This is a genomic window from Pseudomonas sp. LRP2-20 (assembly GCF_024349685.1).
Taxonomy (GTDB): Bacteria; Pseudomonadota; Gammaproteobacteria; order Pseudomonadales; family Pseudomonadaceae; genus Aquipseudomonas.
Map to the genome: position 1 here is coordinate 1 of NZ_AP025944.1, position 17709 is coordinate 17709.

Here is a 17709-nt window from a genome sequence, read left to right on the forward strand (position 1 = left end):
GTGTCAGTGGAACTTTGGCAGCAGTGCGTAGAGCTTCTGCGCGATGAACTGCCTGCCCAGCAATTCAACACCTGGATCCGTCCGCTACAGGTCGAAGCCGAAGGCGACGAGTTGCGCGTCTATGCGCCTAACCGTTTCGTTCTCGATTGGGTGAATGAAAAGTACCTTGGCCGCCTGCTCGAACTGTTGGGTGAAAACGGCAGCGGCATGGCGCCAGCCCTTTCCTTGTTGATAGGCAGCCGTCGCAGCTCCGCTCCGCGTGCTGCACCCAATGCACCTGTCAGCGCAGCAGTCGCTGCGTCGCTCGCAAGCAGCCAGACTCAACAGGCCGCTGCGCCTGCCGTGGCCGCTGTTGCCGAAACGGTTCAAGCGCCAGTGGCTGAGCCTGAGCAGGTGAACGAGATCGGTGAAACGGCTTCGCGTGACAGCTTCGATGGCATGGGTGACAGCGCTTCGGCGCCTGCCACAGGCAACCGCACCGAGCAACGCACGGTCCAGGTAGAAGGTGCGCTCAAGCACACCAGCTACCTGAACCGCACATTTACCTTCGAGACCTTTGTCGAAGGTAAATCCAACCAGCTGGCCCGCGCTGCGGCCTGGCAGGTCGCCGACAACCCCAAGCATGGTTACAACCCGCTGTTCCTTTATGGCGGAGTTGGTCTGGGTAAAACCCACCTGATGCATGCTGTGGGTAACCACCTGCTGAAGAAGAACCCGAATGCCAAGGTCGTGTACCTGCATTCCGAGCGCTTCGTCGCGGACATGGTCAAGGCGCTGCAACTCAACGCGATCAATGAATTCAAGCGCTTCTACCGCTCGGTCGATGCGCTGCTGATCGACGACATCCAGTTCTTTGCCCGTAAAGAGCGTTCCCAGGAAGAGTTTTTCCACACCTTCAACGCCCTGCTTGAGGGGGGTCAGCAGGTGATTCTCACCAGCGACCGCTACCCGAAGGAGATCGAAGGCCTGGAAGAGCGCCTGAAGTCACGCTTCGGCTGGGGCCTGACGGTAGCCGTCGAGCCGCCGGAACTGGAAACGCGCGTAGCGATCCTGATGAAGAAGGCCGACCAGGCCAAGGTCGAGCTGCCGCATGATGCGGCGTTCTTCATTGCCCAGCGTATCCGCTCCAACGTACGTGAACTGGAAGGCGCCCTGAAGCGGGTGATCGCTCACTCGCACTTCATGGGCCGTGACATCACCATCGAGCTGATTCGCGAGTCGTTGAAGGACCTGCTGGCGCTGCAGGACAAGCTGGTGAGTGTGGATAACATCCAGCGCACCGTGGCCGAGTACTACAAGATCAAGATTGCCGATCTGTTGTCCAAGCGCCGTTCGCGCTCCGTTGCGCGACCGCGTCAGGTAGCCATGGCACTGTCGAAGGAACTGACCAACCACAGTCTGCCGGAGATCGGCGACATGTTTGGCGGCCGCGACCACACCACCGTGCTGCACGCCTGCCGCAAGATCAACGAATTGAAGGAATCCGACGCGGACATCCGCGAGGACTACAAGAACCTGCTGCGGACGCTGACGACGTGATGGTCGCCAGCGCAGCTAATTGAAGGCAAGGGACTAGACCATGCATTTCACCATTCAACGCGAAGCCCTGTTGAAACCCCTGCAACTGGTCGCCGGTGTCGTCGAGCGCCGTCAGACCTTGCCGGTGCTGTCCAACGTCCTGCTGGTCGTGCAAGGCCAGCAGCTGTCGTTGACCGGTACCGACCTGGAAGTCGAACTGGTTGGCCGCGTGCAACTGGAAGAGCCGGCCGAGCCAGGCGAGATCACTGTCCCGGCGCGCAAGCTGATGGACATCTGCAAAAGCCTGCCGAACGATGTTCTGATCGATATCAAGGTCGACGAGCAGAAGCTGTTGGTCAAGGCCGGCCGTAGTCGCTTCACCTTGTCGACCCTGCCTGCCAACGATTTCCCCACTGTTGAAGAAGGCCCAGGGTCGCTGACCTGCAACCTGGAGCAGAGCAAACTGCGCCGCCTGATCGAGCGCACCAGCTTCGCCATGGCCCAGCAGGACGTGCGTTACTACCTCAACGGCATGCTGCTGGAAGTGTCGCGCAACACCCTGCGCGCTGTTTCCACCGACGGTCACCGTCTGGCGCTGTGCTCGATGAGCGCACCGATCGAGCAGGACGATCGCCATCAGGTCATCGTTCCACGTAAAGGTATTCTTGAGCTGGCGCGCCTGCTGACCGATCCGGAAGGCATGGTCAGCATCGTTCTTGGTCAGCACCACATCCGTGCGACCACCGGTGAGTTCACCTTCACGTCCAAGCTGGTCGATGGCAAGTTCCCTGACTATGAGCGTGTACTGCCAAAGGGCGGTGACAAGCTGGTAGTCGGTGACCGTCAGGCGCTGCGTGAAGCGTTCAGCCGTACTGCGATTCTCTCCAACGAGAAGTACCGTGGTATTCGCCTGCAACTGGCTGCCGGCCAATTGAAGATCCAGGCCAACAACCCTGAACAGGAAGAAGCGGAAGAAGAGATCAGCGTGGACTACGAAGGTAGCTCGCTGGAGATCGGCTTCAACGTCAGCTACCTGTTGGACGTGTTGGGCGTTATGACTACCGAGCAAGTTCGTCTGATTCTGTCCGACTCCAACAGCAGTGCCCTGCTGCAGGAAGCTGGCAATGACGATTCTTCCTACGTTGTCATGCCAATGCGTCTGTAATTCGTAGCAGGCGAAATGTCCCTTCGACGTATCATGGTCACCGCGGTGCGCAATCTGCACCCGGTGACTCTCTCACCTTCCCCTCGCATCAATATTCTTTACGGCGCCAACGGCAGCGGCAAGACCAGTGTGCTCGAAGCCGTGCACCTGCTTGGCCTTGCCCGGTCATTTCGCAGTACTCGGCTGAACCCGGTCATCCAGTATGAACAACCTGCTTGTACCGTGTTTGGCGAAGTCCAGTTGGCTGAAGGTGGCACCAGCAACCTGGGCGTCTCAAGGGAGCGGGCGGGCGAATTCACTATCCGCATCGACGGGCAGAATGCCAAGAGCGCCGCTCAACTGGCTGAAATGTTGCCCCTGCAGCTGATCAACCCGGACAGTTTTCGGTTGCTCGAAGGCGCACCGAAAATCCGCCGACAGTTCCTCGATTGGGGTGTGTTCCACGTGGAACCTCGATTCCTGCCCGCCTGGCAGCGTCTGCAGAAGGCGCTGCGGCAGCGGAACTCATGGTTGCGGCATGGTACACTTGACCCAGCTTCGCAAGCCGCCTGGGACCGGGAGTTATGCCTGGCCAGTGCGGAAATAGATGAATACCGTCGCAACTACATCAAGGCCTTGAAGCCCGTCTTCGAGCAAACCCTGAGCGAGCTGGTCGAGCTGGACGGGTTGACCCTGAGCTACTACCGAGGCTGGGACAAGGACCGGGAACTGCAAGAAGTACTCGCCTCCTCTCTCCTTCGCGATCAGCAGATGGGCCACACCCAAGCTGGCCCGCAGCGTGCAGATCTGCGTCTTCGTCTGGCTGCCAATAACGCAGCTGACATCCTGTCGCGTGGTCAGCAAAAGCTGGTGGTGTGCGCACTGCGCATTGCCCAGGGCCATCTCGTCAGCCAGGCTCGCCGCGGCCACTGTATTTATCTCGTTGACGACCTGCCGTCCGAGCTGGATGACCAGCATCGCCGCGCGCTGTGCCGCTTGCTTGAAGAATTACGCTGCCAGGTGTTCATCACCTGTGTAGATCACGAATTACTGAGGGAAGGCTGGCAGACGGAAACGCCAGTTGCCTTGTTCCACGTGGAACAAGGCCGTATCACCCAGACCCACGACCATCGGGAGTGAAGGCATGAGCGAAAATCAAACGTACGACTCCTCCAGCATCAAGGTGCTGAAAGGTTTGGATGCCGTACGCAAGCGTCCCGGCATGTACATTGGCGACACCGATGATGGTAGCGGCCTGCACCACATGGTCTTCGAAGTGGTCGACAACTCGATCGACGAAGCCCTCGCCGGTCACTGCGATGACATCACAGTCATCATCCACACGGACGAATCCATCAGTGTGCGCGACAACGGTCGCGGCATTCCGGTCGACGTGCATAAAGAAGAAGGCGTATCCGCAGCCGAGGTCATCATGACCGTGCTGCACGCTGGCGGTAAATTCGACGACAACTCCTACAAAGTTTCCGGCGGTCTGCACGGTGTAGGTGTTTCGGTGGTTAACGCCCTGTCCGAGAAGCTGGTGCTGACCGTTCGCCGTAGCGGCAAGATCTGGGAGCAGACCTACGTTCACGGTGTTCCACAGGCGCCGATGGCGGTTGTCGGTGACAGCGAAACCACCGGTACCCACATCCACTTCAAGCCTTCGGCTGAAACCTTCAAGAACATCCACTTCAGCTGGGACATCCTGGCCAAGCGGATCCGCGAACTGTCGTTCCTCAACTCGGGTGTCGGCATCCTGCTGAAGGACGAGCGTTCGGGCAAGGAAGAGTTCTTCAAGTACGAAGGTGGCTTGCGCGCGTTCGTTGAATACCTCAACACCAACAAGACCCCGATCAACTCGCAGGTCTTCCACTTCAACGTCCAGCGTGACGATGGCGTGGGTGTCGAGGTTGCCCTGCAGTGGAACGACAGCTTCAACGAAAACCTGCTGTGCTTCACCAACAACATTCCGCAGCGTGACGGCGGTACTCACCTGGTCGGTTTCCGCTCCTCGCTCACCCGTAGCCTGAACAGCTACATCGAGCAGGAAGGCCTGGCCAAGAAGAACAAGGTCGCTACTACAGGTGACGATGCCCGTGAAGGCCTGACCGCGATCATTTCGGTGAAAGTGCCGGATCCGAAGTTCAGCTCGCAGACCAAGGACAAGCTGGTCTCCTCGGAGGTGAAAACCGCCGTGGAACAAGAGATGAACAAGTACTTCGCCGACTTCCTGCTGGAAAACCCGAACGAAGCCAAGGCCGTGGTCGGCAAAATGATCGACGCTGCCCGTGCCCGTGAAGCGGCGCGTAAAGCCCGTGAAATGACCCGCCGCAAAGGTGCGCTGGATATCGCCGGCCTGCCGGGCAAACTGGCGGACTGCCAGGAGAAGGACCCTGCCCTTTCCGAACTGTACCTGGTGGAGGGTGACTCCGCGGGTGGCTCGGCCAAGCAAGGCCGTAACCGTCGCACCCAGGCGATCCTGCCGCTGAAGGGCAAAATCCTCAACGTCGAGAAAGCACGCTTCGACAAGATGATCTCGTCCCAGGAAGTGGGCACGCTGATCACCGCGCTGGGCTGTGGTATCGGCCGCGAAGAGTACAACATCGACAAGCTGCGTTATCACAACATCATCATCATGACCGATGCTGACGTCGACGGTTCGCACATCCGTACCCTGCTGCTGACCTTCTTCTTCCGTCAGCTGCCGGAACTGGTCGAGCGCGGCTACATCTACATCGCCCAGCCGCCGCTGTACAAGGTGAAGAAAGGCAAGCAGGAGCAGTACATCAAGGACGACGAGGCCATGGAAGAATACATGACCCAATCGGCCCTCGAAGATGCCAGCCTGCACCTGGACGAATCGGCGCCAGCCGTTTCCGGCGTACAGCTGGAAACCCTGGTGAACGAATTCCGTTCCGTGATGAAGACCCTCAAGCGCCTGTCGCGCCTGTACCCGGAAGACATCACCGAGCACTTCATCTACTTGCCGGAAGTCACCCTGGAGCAACTGGGCGACCACGCTGTTATGCAAGCCTGGCTGGTGAAGTTCCAGGAGCGCCTGAGCAACAGCCAGAAGTCGGGCCTGGTCTACAAGGCCAGCCTGCGCGAAGACAAGGAGCGCAATGTCTGGCTGCCGGAAGTGGAAGTTACCTCCCACGGCCTGGCCAGCTACGTCACCTTCAACCGCGATTTCTTCGGCAGCAACGACTACCGTACGGTGGTCAACATTGGTGCCAGGCTTTCCAGCCTGCTGGGTGAAGGCGCCTACGTTCAGCGCGGTGAACGTCGCAAGGCGATCACCGAGTTCAAGGAAGCCCTCGACTGGCTGATGAACGAAAGCACCAAGCGTCACACCATCCAGCGATACAAAGGGCTGGGCGAGATGAACCCGGAGCAGCTGTGGGAAACCACCATGGACCCAACCGTCCGCCGCATGCTCAAGGTCACCATCGAAGACGCGATTGCCGCCGACCAGATCTTCAACACCCTGATGGGTGATGCGGTGGAGCCTCGCCGTGACTTCATCGAAAGCAACGCGCTGTCGGTGTCGAACCTGGACTTCTGATCTGCAGAGATCGACAGATATAAGCCCGCGCAAGCGGGCTTTTTTGTGTGGGTTATTGTGCCCCGGATGTTTCTTGGCTCAATCCGCTGATAGCCTGCCGCGCGACTTCACGTGCCTGGCGCAACACATCCTCCTTCCACTGGGGTTCATCGACATAGAACGCGTCGCGCAGTTGCCGCTTGATTTGCTGGCGCCGGGGTTCGCCGGCCCCTGGGTTGTTATGCAGCCACTGCTCGGCACGCAAGGCATCCAGTACCTGTGGCCCCGGCAGGGTCCCGAACTCCAGCGTCAACGCGGTGAAGGCCGAGGGTGTGTACTCACCCACTGCGCCGTACACCATCAGCCCGCTCAGCGGTACTGACACCGACTGCCCTTCTTGCGAAGAACGTACGCCCTCCCCCCACCAACGCCTTGCCCGTTCCAGCATCGGCGAGTTGGCTGGCCCGGAGTAGATGCGTTCACCATGCCCTTTGGGTCCAAGCCCTGTGTGAATATCGACCCAGACAAGATGTTGGCATCGGCTGGCGTGCTGGCCGATGATCGCGCGTACCGCCTCGTTGCTCCAGGTTGGCGCGTTGCCGATGTAGAACAGGCCGTCGGGATGGCTGTTCTGCCCGCTGGATATCGCCTTCTGCATACGCTTGCGTCCTAACTTCACCAGGTGTGAGAGCAGGCGCAGGCGGTTGGGCAAGGTCACTGGCCAGCGCTGAGGAATCAACAGCGCGTGAAGCCCTGGATAGTCGGGGTTATGCGAGCTGGGCTGGCTGAAGTCCTGAAAGTTGCGGTTCAAGTCGACGTTTTCATGGGTCCAGCGGCGCAGCCAGGAAAACCCGTACGGGTTGGCGGCATGCAGGTAGACCACCGCGCAACCGGCGTCTCTGGCCTGGCGCTGGAAGGCTTCATCCTGCAACAGCGCCACCTGCACTGCTGATCCGCAGAAGCCTTCAACCCCATGGCAGCCGCTGCTGATCAGCATCACATGCTGGGCATCGAGCGGGCCGCTGCGCGCCACATCGATGGCCAGCTCCTCGCCTTCGGCGCCCCGTAACGGGTGCAGTTGAGACTCGACGGGTAGACCGAGCCCAGCACAGGCCGCCAGGAATTTTTGTCGTGCTTGAGCATAAGTCTGTGAGAAGCAGGCAGCAGGTTTCATCGCAGCTCCGTGATGTTCCATGGGATATGTCAACCAGCGGGCAGCCGCATGCCGGCCGGCCCGAGGTCAGCAAGAATTGATGAGGGGAACAGGCCGCCGCGCGGCCTGAATGTCAGCTGGTGTGAAGCGCTGGCTGCAAGGACGAATCGCCGGCTTGCAGATGTTCACGGGTGTGCTCTGGCCGTATCAGCCAGAAGGCAATCAGCGTGCAGACGATGATGGCCGTGCCGATCAGCGCCAACGCGGACTCGAAGCCCTGTGCGATGTCACCGCCGCGAACCGCGACCCATTGGCCGACCAGCCAAGGCGCGAGCATGCCGGCGCTGGTCACCCCGCCAATGTGAATCGATAACATCGAACCCCGACGTACGCCCGGTGCAATGAAGGCGACGATGGTATTGGCGAACGTCGGCAACACGTTGATAAGGACCGCACCCATCGCGTACAGCGCCAGCGTCGCCAGCAGGTGGCCATGGGCCTGGGTGATCAGCAGGAAGGCGAAGCCGGCGATCAGGCAGCAGACCAGTGGCAATGCCACCATGGCCCGCTGTGTGCTGGCTCCGCGTTTGAGTGCCCGTTGCGAGACTGCCGACACGCCGAGGTTGCACAGGATGACCGCCAGGGTAACGACCATGACCACATAACCTGACTGCATTGGCGTCATGCCCAGGCCCTTTTGCAGGTAAACCGGTACCCAGCTGTAGACCAGCGCATTGGGTAAGAAGCCCATGAAGCCAATCAAGGTAATACCGAGGAATGTCCGGTTCAGCAGCAAGCGGCGATAGCCTGGCAAGGGTTGCCTGGCATCGTCGGTCACCGCATCCACCTGGGTGCCTTCGCGCCCAAAGGCCAGCCACAGCAGCATCCACAACAGCCCGATCAGCGCCAGCGCCAGATAGGCCATGCGCCAGCCAACCTGGGTAATCAGCAAGGGCAAGCTGACTGCAGCCAGCACGGCGCCGAGCATGATCGATACCTGGATCAGCGATGCCGGCATCACTCGTTCGGTGGGGCCGAACCATTTGAAGCAGGCATGTTGGGTCACGGCAGTGCCGGGGCCGGTACCGGCACCGAGCAGCAGGCGGCTGAGCACCAGTGCAGCGAAGCTGCTGCTGACGCTGACCAGCAGTTGTGAAACCATCCACACCAGTGACATGCCAACCAGGATCCAGCGGCTGGGAAAACGGTTGGCGAGGAAGCCTACGGCCACTCCGGAAATCGAGTAGAGGAAGAAGAACGCACTGCCAATGAAGCCGAATTCAGCTGGCGTCAGCTGCAAGTCTTCGATGATCTGGGCGCCGGCGAAGGCGAAGATGCTCTTGTCCAGTACGCTGATGATCATCACAGCCATCAGCATCACCAGCACGAGACTACGGTGGGAGAACGGCATACGGGGTTACTCCAGGGTTCATGCAGGCAGGATGCCGCAGCCGCTGATCGCTGAATAATGATCTCTCGGCATGCTTATCAGGGTTGGTTATGGAGCGGAGAACGAAGTGATGATGGGTTCTTGAAGGCGTAGATGATGTCGTCGACGAGCATCTGGGTTTCCCGGGTCATCAGTTCTGCAGGTCGGCAAACCAGCGAGATGTCGGTGCCGGGCACGCGTTCTGCAATCGGTAGCATGTCGAGGTTGCCAGACACGACGGGCAAGTCGAACACCCGACGCGACCAGATACTCACGGCATCGGTGGTGGCGGCGAGTTCCGCGTACAGCACGACGGACGCGCAGACCATGGTGCGTTCTGGTGGCCTGACGCCGTAATCCTCAAACATGCGCCCGGCCAGTGAAATGTCCAGCGCATCGGGCAGCAGCCATTCAAGCTCGAGCAACTCGCTCAGTGAGCGGGCTTTCGACTGTGGATGGCCTTTGCGCACGGCCAAGGTAGTGGGTTGAGCGTACAGTTCATGCCACTCGAAACCTTCGACACTGCGTGAAGGTGGGTGTGACGTCAGGGCCAGGTCCAGTTGACCTTCCCGCAAACCTTCCAGCAGCTTGGCCGGGCGCAGCTCAAGGATCTGCAACTGTACCTTCGGGTAGCGCTTGCGGTAGCTGAGGATGCAACTGGCGAACTGCTGGCTGGGCGTGACAGGCGACACGCCAATGGTCACCTTGCCGTCCATGGTGCCCTTGAGCGTTTCGATCTCATCCCGCGCCCGGCGCACCTCCTCCACGACCAGCCGCGCACGGCGTACCAGGTGTTCGCCATAGGGCGTGGCGGTGATGCCACGGTTGGATCGCACCAACAGGGGCACGCCCAGTTCCGACTCCAGTTCCTTGATGCTCTTGGACAGGGCCGGCTGGGAAATATGCAGTATCCGTGAAGCCTCCTGGATACTGCCACTTTCGCAGATCGCGACGATTGCGCGCAGTTGATGCAACTTCATGGGCACACACCTGAACCTGAGGGGATGCGAACTAGAGCATAAAAACGAGCCTGCGCCCACGGGCAGGATTGCGATCCCGTGGGCGCCGGCTGTCAGCGAATCCCGGTCGCGCGCAAGGCGTTCGGGGTGAACTCCTTGCTCGATGCGTTCTGCGAGAAGTCGTAGCTGCCCTTTTGTTCTTCGTTGCGCAGGCCTGAAACGGTGTAGCGGCCATTGGTGACATCGTAGTGAGTTTCTGCGGTCAGCCAGGGGAACTGTTGGTCGTAGAAGAATCGTGCATGCCCTTCGGAAACCCGCCACAGGTTGCCGCGACCGTCATAGGCATCGGCTTCGGCGACCTGCCAGCTGTCTTCGTCGATGTACAGGTCGCGCTTGCTGTAGATATGCCGCTGACCTGGCTTGAGAGTGGCGACCACATGCCACACGCGGTGCAGTTCATAACGGGTATGGTCCGGGTTGAGGTGGCCCGGGCGAATGATGTCGTCGTATTTGAGCTTCGGCGAATCCAGGGCGTAGCTGTTATATGGGATGTAGAGCTCTTTCTTGCCCACCAGCTTCCAGTCGTATCGATCGGGCGCCCCATTGAACATGTCGAAGTCGTCGTAGGTGCGCATCCCTTCGGCGCCTGGGCTGTCGTACCCCACCTGCGGCGCACGGCGTACCCGACGCTGACCGGCGTTGTACATCCAGGCCATGCGCGGCTCGGCGACCTGGTCGAGGGTTTCCAGCACCAGCATCACGCTGCCAGCCCGCCGCGGTGGCGAAAGAATTTCCTGGCGGAAGTAGAACAGGATGTTGGCCATCTTTTGCGGGTCGTAATCCTTCAGCCCGAACGGGAAGGCGAATTGCTCCTTCATCATGCTGATGGTGTAGGTGCCGTTTTCCTGCGGGTTCATCTGTGCGGTATTGCGCAGGATCGAGTCGCCCCGATAGCGGGTGATGTGGTTCCAGATAACTTCCAGGCCGGACTGGGGAATGGGGAACGGAATCGACATCTTGAAATTCTGCAGGCCGTTACCGCCTTCGGCGAGGGTGGTGCGGGTGGCGTTTTCCTTGACCGCCGCGAACACGGTGGGTGGCAGCGTGACGCTGCGGTGAGTGGTGTACACCGGGATGCGATAGGTGTCCGGGAAGCGTTTGAACATCGCCAGCTGGCCAGGCGTCAGGCGCGCTTTGTACTGTTCGGCGTTTTGCGCGGTGATGACGAACAGAGGTTTTTCATTGGCGTAGGGGTTGGGGATAAAGCCGCCGGCGTCGACTGCACCGGTACTGGCCGGCAAACCGCCGGTCCAGGCTGGGATACTGCCGTCGGCGTTTCCGGCCTTCTCGGCACCGATCGGGGTCAGATCGCTTCCCAGGCGAGCGGCTTCCTGTTCGGATACCGCGGCCATCACCTGGCTGGCCAACAGGCTCAGGGCCAGGCAACTGCAGCGGATCAAGGCTTTGCGAATCATGGTCTACCTCCTGGAATAAAGGGACGTCAGAAACTCACGCCCAGGCTGACGGCGAGGAAGTCGCGGTCGGTGTTGGTGTTGAAGTCACCGCCGAAGTAATCGGTGTAACTGATGGCGAGGTTGTAGCGGGTCAGGTATTCGGCATCCAGGCCGATGCTGACCGACTTGTCGCCTTCGTTGAAGGTCGGGCCGAAGCCCTCGACGTCGTGGGCGAAGGACAGGTTCGGGCGCAGCACTACACCGCCGATCAAGTCGGCGTATTCGAGTACGGCGCGCAGCCGGTAGCCCCAGGAGTCGGCGGTGTAGAAGCCCTTGCTGGTGCATTGGTCCGGATTGGCGGAGTTGGCTATCTGGCGGCACAGGTTGTTGCCGGAGATGCCTCCGAGCAACGACGCGCTGCCAGCTGTGGATAGCTCACCGTTGCCAAACACGCTGCTGCGACCAAAGCGCAGGTCCGAACCGTCGGTCGAGCCCAGGTCGGCGATATGGCTATAGCCGACCTCACCCACCAGCGTCAGCCGGTCAGCACCGATGAACGTCAGCTGGTCGATGGTTCGGGTCAAGGTGACCTGCGCCTGGGTGAAGGGCTTGCGCACATAGCCGTTGATCAGCGAGCCGTAGGCGGAACTGGCGAAACCGGTCTGGAAGATCGGCAAGCCAGCATTGACCCGCGGGTTGGTGGCCGCGGCGCCGAGGGTAGCTGCGGCCGACACGTCGCTGGCGTTCAGTGACAGCGGCATGTTCGGCCGATAACTGATCTCACCGGCCACGGCGGTGGCGCCCACTGTCGTGCTGAAGCTCAGCCCGTACAGGCGAATGTCTTCCGGGTATTCCAGGTAGTAGCGTGCGGTACTGGCACCGCCCTGCCCGACCAATCCACCCACCGGGTCAGCCAGGGCACCACGGCCCACCGTCCAGGCGCTGGTCGGGGTACGGCTGTGATAGTTCATGGCGTACAAGCCGAACTCGGTGTCATTGAGTTCAGGCACCATCCAGCGCAGGGCCACACCGAACTGGCCACTGTTGCGTGGGTCCTTGTCCGACAGCCGTGGTACATAACCGTAACCGCCAAGCACTCCGGTGCCGTCGATGTCGCGGTCGAAATCGCTGCCGTTGATTGCCATGTTGATGTCACAGCCCTTGGCCACCACATCGCTGCTGAAGAAGGTGCCGCAGTTGTCGGCGACGGTCTTTTCCCATTGCAACTGGTAGAAGGCTTCGACCGACAGGTTGTCGGTCAGGCCCTGGTTGAAATACAGCATGTTGACCGGGATCAGCGCTTCCTTGACCTCGGAGCCTGGGCGGCGCAAGGCCGAGACGTCGACCGGGTTGATGCTGTTGATGCCATTCTGGATGAACGTGCTTTCGCCCCAGCTAACCACCTGGCGGCCGGCGCGCACGGTGCCAGGCAGGTCGTCGAGGGTGTAGTTGTGGTAGACGAAGGCATCCAGCAACTCGGCGCCCGACGCCTTGGCGGCGGTGTCGCGGTGGTTGTCGTCGATGTCATAGAGCGGGCGGCTTTCGTCCTTGAGCTCGAAGTCATACCAGTACTTGCCACGCACGAACACGCCAGTGTCGCCGTACTTGAGTTCAAGGTCGTGCACGCCTTTGAAGATCTTCGAGAAGGTCTCGCCTTTCTTGAAGTTCAGGCGGCCGTCGTCGGAGGTCTGGGTTGATGCCGTCCCTCCGTTGCGGCTGCCGATGAAGGCGCGGTCCGGACTGTCCATGGCCCAACTGGCGCCGATGGACAGGCTGGAGTCGAAGCGCCCCTCGATTTCCCCGATGTTGAACGGCACGGCCTGCGCGCTGGTTGCCGCGAGTGCCAGGCTGACTGCCAGCGGAAGGGCCTGAGGCCTCAGGACCGCGACGCCGGTTATTGTTTTTTTCATAGTGCTCTGCGCCTTGAACTTGCTGTTCATGAGAAAGCCATCCCGATGGGCGGGGCGGTTGCATGGTAAGCAGCGAGTCACAGCGGCGGCTTCTGAAAAAAAGTGATGCCCATAGCCAAATGAGAGGGTGGGCCGGTATCGATAACCGGTGGCTATGGAGATGAACGGTATTCAATCTGATGGCTTGCAGGGTTGGCCTATAGTCCGACGGATTCCACCCCTTCCGAGGTAGACCATGAAGATTGCCCTGACTGGCGACAGTATCCTGCAGCGCCGCCTGCACAGCCGGGATGACCAGACCTTGAGCCCGTTGTTCGACCTGATCCGCGCCGCAGACGTGAGCTTCACCAACCTTGAAGTGTTGCCCAACGATTTTGCCGGTGACCCGGTACTGGAAAGCGGTGGTTCGCATTTCGGTGCCCCGGCCTGGGTGCTCGACGAACTGGTCGACGGTGGCTTCGACCTGTTCTCTACCGCCAACAACCACAGCCTGGACTACGGCATCAGCGGCCTTCATGCGGCCCACGAACAGTTGCGCAAACGCGAACTGCTGTTCGCTGGCACCGGGCGTAACCTTGAGGAAGCCCGCCGTCCGGTGTACTGCAGCAAACCTGCGGGTACCGTTGCCTTGCTGGCCTGCAGCTCGACCTACGGCAAGGGCCAGGAAGCCAGCGACCAGGGCCGCGACATGCCTGGTCGCCCGGGCCTCAATCCGTTGGGTTACGACACCCTGCATGAAGTCAGCACCGAGCAGATGGCCCAGGTGCGCCAGCTGATTGCGGACCTGGGGCTGGATCGCCTGTACCAGGGAGCGGTGGAACTGGGGTTCGCGCATCCGTTGCCCGACCCATCGCTGCAGGTGTTCGGCCCATTCACCCCGTTGCTGTTCCGCGAAGGTGCCAGTACCCGACTGCGCACGCTCGCCCGCAAGAAAGACCTGGATGGTATTTTGCGTTGGGTCGAGGAAGCACGGCTGACCTCTGACATTGTGATGGTCAGCCTGCATGCCCACGAACTGGGCTACAACCCAGAGGGTGAATGGGACCTCGAAGTGCCTGCCGAATTCATCCAGCCGGTGGCGCGCAAGCTGATCGACGCGGGCGTCGATATCGTCGTGGGCCATGGCCCACACTTGCTGCGGGGCATGGAGATATACCGGGGAAAACCCATCTTCTACAGCCTGGGCAACTTCATTGGCCAGAACGAGCTGGTCGAACGTCTGCCTGTGGACAGCTACGACCAGTTCCGCGTGGACCGGCAGCAGACCCCGTCCAAGGTGTTCCTGCAGCGCACTCACAACGGCACACGCAGCTTTCCGTCCGATGCGCGCTTCTGGGAGAGCATTGTGCCGATCTGCACCTTCGATGGCCGCACACTGACAGGCATCGAACTGCATCCGGTGCACCTTGGGCTCGGTGAAGCCATACACCGTCGAGGGCGACCACGGCTAGCCGAGGGGGATCAGGCCAGGTCGATCCTGCAACGCTTTGCGGCGTTGTGTTCGGGGTTCGACACCTGTCTGGAAATCAACGCAGATACCGCGCATGTCGTGCTTTGAAGGCGGCCATGTTCCACGTGGAACTCATAGCGGCTGATAGCAGAGACGCAAAAGCCCGCTGATGCGGGCCTTTGTGTCTCTGTCACTATCAATAGCCGGAAAGGACGCTGACGACCACACCTGTGGCAATCGCCACCAGTACATAGTCCCCATTCACATACAACCAGCGATGATCATGAGGGGGCGCATACAGGTGGCGTGCACGCCAGTCGGTGACCCAGTAGCGGTCTGCGCGATAGCGGGGTTCAATCACGTAGCCACGATGCCATTGTTGATGCGGTACCGGCATGCCCGCTTCTGGTCGGAAGTTCGGGTTGTGGTAAGCCGGCCGCCGGCCGTTGTCATGGTGATCGAACCGCTGTGGCTGGCCAGGGTGCGGGTTGCCCTGATGAGGAGGGCCGTCGTCATGATGATCAGGCCCTGGTTGAGCAAAGCTGGCCAAGGGGGTGCTGAGCACGAGCGCCGCGCAAAATACCGTCAGGGTTTTTTTCATGTGTGGATCCTGTTCCTGTTAACGCCCGGCGGTTACTGCTGTATGCCTGGTGCGGTTAACTGATCTGACCACAACTTTCCCCATTCAATGTCAGGTGCGAGGTAAAGGTCAGGTAAAGGTCCGAGGATACTGCTGCAGGCCGAGCGCCTTCAGACGGCGATACAAGGTGCGTTCGCTCAGGCCAAGGTGACGCGCCAGCTCGCTGCGCGAACCCTGGAACTGTTCGAGAGCCTGGGCCAGCTCCGGTAGGTCCTTTCGTCTTCGAACTCCGTTAACATCAGCTGCTATCTGCGGCCCAACGTCTTCCGGCAAGTGCTCGGGCCGGATCAATCCGTCTTCGGCAAACAGCCGTGCCCTTTCAAGAATGTTGCGCAGTTCGCGGATGTTGCCCGGGAAGGGATGCATCCCGAGCTGCTTCAGGGCTGCGTCGGTGAGCTGCGTTGACGGTTTGCCTGCCATGCGCTGCAACAGGCTCTCGGCCAGCAACGACAGATCCTCTACCCGTTCGCGTAACGCGGGCAGGCGGATCGGGAAACCGCTGATGCGGTAGTAAAGGTCCTCACGGAAAGTGCCATCGGCCACCATCTGCTTCAACGGTTTGTGGGTCGCCGAGACCAGGCGAAAATCCGAATGCACCGTGCGCAAGCTGCCTACAGGCCGGAAGCTGCCAGACTCGATAAGGCGCAGCAATTTGACCTGCATCGCCAACGGCACCTCGCCGATCTCGTCGAGGAACAGTGTGCCGCCATGGGCCGCTTCGGCCAGGCCTATCTTGCGTTGGTTGGCGCCGGTGAACGCGCCTTTCTCGTAGCCGAACAGCTCACTCTCGAACAGCGACTCGGTCAGGCCTGTACAGTCGACAACGACCAGTGGGCCATTGGCCCGTGGGCTACCCATGTGAATGGCGCGGGCGAACAGCTCCTTGCCGGTACCCGATTCGCCCTGGAGCAGTACAGGAATCTGCGCGGGTGCCGCACGCTGCAGGCTGGCCAGGGCTGTCTTGAAAGCCGGCGCTCGCCCGACCAGCCCTTGTTCTTGAGGTTGCGCGGACGCCAGGGTGATGCTGGTAAGCCGCTCGACGAAGGCCACCACCCTGCCCTGTTCATCGAGGATCGGCCGCAATTCCACGTCCACATGTTCGGGACCACGGGGCGTGTGATGAATGTGCAGCACGCGCTCGGGCACTTTGCTCTCCCATGCCTTGCGCATCGGGCAGTGCTCACCGGCCTGGTCACACGGGACGGCGTAGTGGTGCGACACCCGATGACATTTTTCACCCAGCGGGGCCTGCTCGTCTCGACCGAACTGCCGGCGATAAGCCGCGTTGGCCGCGAGGATGTTGTAGTCGGTGTCCAGCACGATGGTCGGCAGGGCATCGTGCTCAAGGTAGGAAACCAGAGCTAGGATGAGGGGGCGGGTTTCAGACATGACAGCACCATGGGATGACCTGGCGCAGGGTAACAAGGACTGCCAAACACTGCCATTGGCTGACAGTCGACTGCCAAAGGCGCTGCCAGAATGGCTGACAGCTATTGGTGACGTGCCGGTTTCATTGACCGCGGCGCTGGAAATGGCCTGGCATGCATCTTGATAAACCTCCTCCCACTGCCTACGCCGGTACAAGGCGAGGCGGATTATCTGGAGAACGTGATGATCATTGGCAACAACCTTCACGTGGAAGCCTTCTACGACAAGGCGACCTCGACCATCAGCTACCTGGCCATGGATCGTGAAACCCGTCAGTGCGCACTGATCGACAGCGTGCTGGACTACGACCCCAAGTCCGGTCGCACCTGCACCGCCTCGGCGGATCGCTTGATCGATCGTGTGAAAGCGCTCAAAGCCACGGTGCAGTGGGTGCTGGAAACCCATGTGCACGCCGACCACCTCTCGGCAGCGGCCTACCTCAAGGGCAAGCTCGGTGGCCACACGGCCATCGGTGCGCACATTACCCAGGTACAGAAAGTCTTCGGCACGCTGTTCAATGCCGAGCCCGGCTTTGCCCGGGATGGTAGCCAGTTCGATGTGCTGTTCGAAGATGAGGAAGGCTTCAGCATTGGCAACCTGCATGCCCGCGCCCTGCATACCCCGGGGCATACGCCGGCGTGCCTCAGCTATATGGTTGTGGACGCTGGCGAGACTGCGGTGTTCGTCGGCGATACGCTGTTCATGCCTGACTACGGCACTGCCCGCTGCGACTTCCCCGGCGCCGATGCGCGCACGCTGTACCGCTCGATCCGTCGTCTGCTCGCCTTCCCCGACCGGACCCAGCTGTTCATGTGCCACGACTACCTGCCAGGCGGGCGCGAGATGCAGTACGTCACCACGGTGGCCGAGCAGCGCGCCAGCAACATTCACATCCACCAAGGCATCGACGAGGACAGCTTCGTGGCCATGCGCGAAGCCCGCGACAAGACCCTCGACATGCCCGTGCTCATCCTGCCATCGGTGCAGGTGAACATGCGCAGTGGCCAGTTCCCGGAGCCTGAAGAAAACGGCGTGAGCTACCTGAAGATCCCGCTGAACAAGCTTTGACTGCCCTGCCCT

Annotated in this window: 13 protein-coding genes; 6 read left to right on the top strand and 7 right to left on the bottom strand. The window is 60.6% G+C overall.

The features are described from left to right. Genes dnaA through gyrB form a run of 4 tightly spaced genes read left to right on the top strand, consistent with a single transcriptional unit; the run spans position 1 to position 6227 of the window. Positions 1–1539: a chromosomal replication initiator protein DnaA gene (dnaA, locus tag OCX61_RS00005; protein ID WP_261942120.1), complete on the top strand. Its 1539-nt coding sequence runs from the start codon at positions 1–3 to the stop codon at positions 1537–1539. A 40-nt stretch (positions 1540–1579) separates the two neighbouring features. Then, positions 1580–2683: a DNA polymerase III subunit beta gene (gene dnaN, locus OCX61_RS00010; RefSeq protein WP_015268408.1), complete on the top strand. Its 1104-nt coding sequence runs from the start codon at positions 1580–1582 to the stop codon at positions 2681–2683. A 15-nt stretch (positions 2684–2698) separates the two neighbouring features. Further along, on the top strand, positions 2699–3802 hold the full coding sequence (gene recF, locus OCX61_RS00015; RefSeq protein WP_060507769.1) for a DNA replication/repair protein RecF: 1104 nt from the start codon (positions 2699–2701) through the stop codon (positions 3800–3802). Between the two features lie 4 nt (positions 3803–3806). Beyond that, positions 3807–6227, top strand: a complete 2421-nt coding sequence (gene gyrB / locus OCX61_RS00020; RefSeq protein WP_261942121.1) for a DNA topoisomerase (ATP-hydrolyzing) subunit B — start codon at positions 3807–3809, stop codon at positions 6225–6227. A gap of 52 nt (positions 6228–6279) precedes the next feature. On the opposite strand, the gene OCX61_RS00025 is transcribed toward gyrB, so the two are convergent. The 5 genes from OCX61_RS00025 to OCX61_RS00045 form a co-directional block, all read right to left on the bottom strand. Beyond that, the gene (locus tag OCX61_RS00025) at positions 6280–7380 is read right to left on the bottom strand and encodes a M14 family metallopeptidase (protein WP_261942122.1); all 1101 of its coding nucleotides are present in this window, start codon (positions 7378–7380) and stop codon (positions 6280–6282) included. A gap of 112 nt (positions 7381–7492) precedes the next feature. Next, complete coding sequence (locus OCX61_RS00030; RefSeq protein WP_261942123.1) at positions 7493–8770, bottom strand: MFS transporter; 1278 nt, start codon at positions 8768–8770, stop codon at positions 7493–7495. A gap of 77 nt (positions 8771–8847) precedes the next feature. After that, positions 8848–9768, bottom strand: coding sequence for a LysR family transcriptional regulator (locus OCX61_RS00035; protein WP_261942124.1), 921 nt, complete (start codon positions 9766–9768; stop codon positions 8848–8850). 92 nt (positions 9769–9860) lie between these two features. Then, positions 9861–11222, bottom strand: a complete 1362-nt coding sequence (locus tag OCX61_RS00040) for a DUF1329 domain-containing protein (protein WP_261942125.1) — start codon at positions 11220–11222, stop codon at positions 9861–9863. A gap of 26 nt (positions 11223–11248) precedes the next feature. After that, positions 11249–13111 (bottom strand): DUF1302 domain-containing protein, encoded by a 1863-nt coding sequence (locus OCX61_RS00045; RefSeq protein WP_261942126.1) that lies wholly within the window; start codon positions 13109–13111, stop codon positions 11249–11251. Positions 13112–13346: 235 nt separating this feature from the next. Here OCX61_RS00045 and OCX61_RS00050 point away from each other — a divergent pair, with 235 nt between their 5' ends. Continuing rightward, complete coding sequence (locus OCX61_RS00050; RefSeq protein ID WP_261942127.1) at positions 13347–14669, top strand: CapA family protein; 1323 nt, start codon at positions 13347–13349, stop codon at positions 14667–14669. A gap of 88 nt (positions 14670–14757) precedes the next feature. On the opposite strand, the gene OCX61_RS00055 is transcribed toward OCX61_RS00050, so the two are convergent. Both OCX61_RS00055 and OCX61_RS00060 read right to left on the bottom strand, forming a co-directional pair. Further along, a complete protein-coding gene (locus OCX61_RS00055; RefSeq protein WP_261942128.1) occupies positions 14758–15162 on the bottom strand; it encodes an RcnB family protein in 405 nt (134 codons plus the stop codon). 108 nt (positions 15163–15270) lie between these two features. Beyond that, complete coding sequence (locus tag OCX61_RS00060; protein WP_261942129.1) at positions 15271–16590, bottom strand: sigma-54 interaction domain-containing protein; 1320 nt, start codon at positions 16588–16590, stop codon at positions 15271–15273. A 222-nt stretch (positions 16591–16812) separates the two neighbouring features. Here OCX61_RS00060 and OCX61_RS00065 point away from each other — a divergent pair, with 222 nt between their 5' ends. Continuing rightward, positions 16813–17697, top strand: coding sequence for an MBL fold metallo-hydrolase (locus OCX61_RS00065; protein WP_261944370.1), 885 nt, complete (start codon positions 16813–16815; stop codon positions 17695–17697). Positions 17698–17709 lie beyond the last annotated feature (12 nt).

What these genes read in the sequence shown, in the direction of transcription:
- dnaN (WP_015268408.1), top strand. Translation starts at nt 1,580, where the DNA reads ATGCATTTCACCATTCAACGCGAAGCCCTGTTGAAACCCCTGCAACTG.
- recF (WP_060507769.1), top strand. Translation starts at nt 2,699, where the DNA reads ATGTCCCTTCGACGTATCATGGTCACCGCGGTGCGCAATCTGCACCCG.
- gyrB (WP_261942121.1), top strand. Translation starts at nt 3,807, where the DNA reads ATGAGCGAAAATCAAACGTACGACTCCTCCAGCATCAAGGTGCTGAAA.
- OCX61_RS00025 (WP_261942122.1), bottom strand. Translation starts at nt 7,380, where the DNA reads ATGAAACCTGCTGCCTGCTTCTCACAGACTTATGCTCAAGCACGACAA.
- OCX61_RS00030 (WP_261942123.1), bottom strand. Translation starts at nt 8,770, where the DNA reads ATGCCGTTCTCCCACCGTAGTCTCGTGCTGGTGATGCTGATGGCTGTG.
- OCX61_RS00035 (WP_261942124.1), bottom strand. Translation starts at nt 9,768, where the DNA reads ATGAAGTTGCATCAACTGCGCGCAATCGTCGCGATCTGCGAAAGTGGC.
- OCX61_RS00040 (WP_261942125.1), bottom strand. Translation starts at nt 11,222, where the DNA reads ATGATTCGCAAAGCCTTGATCCGCTGCAGTTGCCTGGCCCTGAGCCTG.
- OCX61_RS00045 (WP_261942126.1), bottom strand. Translation starts at nt 13,111, where the DNA reads ATGAAAAAAACAATAACCGGCGTCGCGGTCCTGAGGCCTCAGGCCCTT.
- OCX61_RS00050 (WP_261942127.1), top strand. Translation starts at nt 13,347, where the DNA reads ATGAAGATTGCCCTGACTGGCGACAGTATCCTGCAGCGCCGCCTGCAC.
- OCX61_RS00055 (WP_261942128.1), bottom strand. Translation starts at nt 15,162, where the DNA reads ATGAAAAAAACCCTGACGGTATTTTGCGCGGCGCTCGTGCTCAGCACC.
- OCX61_RS00060 (WP_261942129.1), bottom strand. Translation starts at nt 16,590, where the DNA reads ATGTCTGAAACCCGCCCCCTCATCCTAGCTCTGGTTTCCTACCTTGAG.
- OCX61_RS00065 (WP_261944370.1), top strand. Translation starts at nt 16,813, where the DNA reads ATGATCATTGGCAACAACCTTCACGTGGAAGCCTTCTACGACAAGGCG.